General features: G+C 76.7%; 2 protein-coding genes. One reads left to right on the top strand and one right to left on the bottom strand.

Annotation, left to right across the window (positions count from 1 at the left end):
• Positions 1-1,131, top strand: a 1,131-nt coding sequence (locus tag NH602_RS30720; protein WP_253069671.1) for a sulfatase, incomplete at its 5' end; no start/stop codon positions are given.
• Between the two features lie 4 nt (positions 1,132-1,135).
• Here the strand turns inward: NH602_RS30720 and NH602_RS30715 are convergent.
• Positions 1,136-1,574 (bottom strand): RibD family protein (locus NH602_RS30715; RefSeq protein WP_253069670.1); only part of this gene is annotated, 439 nt, incomplete at its 5' end.

Here is a 1,574-nt window from a genome sequence, read left to right as displayed (position 1 = left end):
GTCGTGGGCCCGGTCGCCGACGCCCGCCTGGTCCCCGGGGTGCCGGTGGCCGCCGCCGACGGCGTCGCCGAGGTCGCGCACCGTGCCCAGCAGGTCCCCGAGACGCTGCGGGAGCGCCGCGAGCTCACCGAGAGCCTGGCCCGCGACGGCTGGGACGGCGCCCCGCCCGACGCGCTGCTGTCCGCGCTGCGCGGCAAGGACGTCGTGATCACCTTCGTGGAGAGCTACGGCCGCAATGCCCAGAACGCCCCCGCGATGGCGCCCCGGATCCGGCCGGTCCTCGCCGAGGCCGACGCCCGCCTCACCGCGGCCGGGTACGGCGCGCGCAGCGGCGTGCTCACCGCACCGATCAACGGCGGCGGCAGCTGGCTCGCCCACGCGACGCTGTTCTCCGGGCTCTCCATCGCCGACCAGGGCGCGCACGACCGGCTCACCGCGTCCGACCGGCTGACGCTTCCCCGCGCGTTCCGCGACGCCGGGTGGGAGACCACCGTGATCACCCCGGCGACGACGCGGGAGTGGCCCGAGGCAGCGTTCTTCGGCCACCAGCGGGTGTACGCCGGCGACGACCTCGGCTACGCCGGCCCGCCGTTCAGCTGGTCCCCGATGCCCGACCAGTACACCCTCGACGCGTTCTCCCGGCTCGAGCTCGACCGCCCCGACCGGGGCCCGGTGCTCGGCACCGTGGTGCTGACCTCCAGCCACGCGCCGTGGTCGCCGGTGCCGCCGCTGCTGGACCCGGCCGGGATCGGCGACGGCGCCGTCTACGGGCCGTACGCCGGCGGCCAGCAGTCCTACGACACGATCTTCTCCCTGGACCGGGAGACGCTGCGCGGGGACTACCTGACCTCGCTGGAGTACGCGCTGCGCAGCGCCACCGGCTGGGTCGCCGACCGCCCGGAGGGCGACCGGGACCTCGTCGTCGTGATGCTGGGCGACCACGAGCCCGGCGCGACGGTGTCCGAGCCCGGCGCGGGCTCCGACGTCCCCGTCTCGGTCATCACCCGCGACACCGACGTGCTGGACCGCATCGACGACTGGGGCTGGACGCCCGGGCTGCTCCCGCCGCCGGACGCGCCGCCGTGGCTGATGGCCGAGTTCCGGGACCGTTTCCTGGCCGCGTTCTCGTGACCGGTCAGGACGCGCGGTAGCGCAGCAGCACCAGGTCGCCCATCGGGCGTGCCTCGACCAGGGACATGCTGCGCTGCGGGCACTGCGGGAACCGGCCGTCGCGGACGAAGCGCGGGGCCCGGGCGTCGCCGACGAAGAACGGCGCGACGACCACGTGGAGCTCGTCGACCAGCCCGGCGGTGAGGAACGCGGTGTGCACGCCGCCCCCGCCCTCGATCAGCAGCCGTCGCACGCCGCGGGTGGCCAGGTCGTCGAGCACCGCGCACGGGTCCGGCGGATCCCCCGCGGCGACGACCTCGGCGGCGTCGCCGAGCAGGTCCCGCAGCGCGGGGGCCGCGTGGCCCGCGGTGAACACCAGCGGCGCGTCCCCGCCCGCGAACACCCGCGCCGCCGGGTCCAGCGAGGACCCGGTGGTCAGCACGACCCGCCGCGGCGACGGCGGG

Origin of the sequence: Pseudonocardia sp. McavD-2-B (genome assembly GCF_024124365.1) — a bacterium.
GTDB lineage: Bacteria > Actinomycetota > Actinomycetes > Mycobacteriales > Pseudonocardiaceae > Pseudonocardia > Pseudonocardia alni.
The sequence above is the reverse complement of the archived record's forward strand: the minus strand, read 5'-3'. Positions and strand labels throughout refer to the sequence as shown.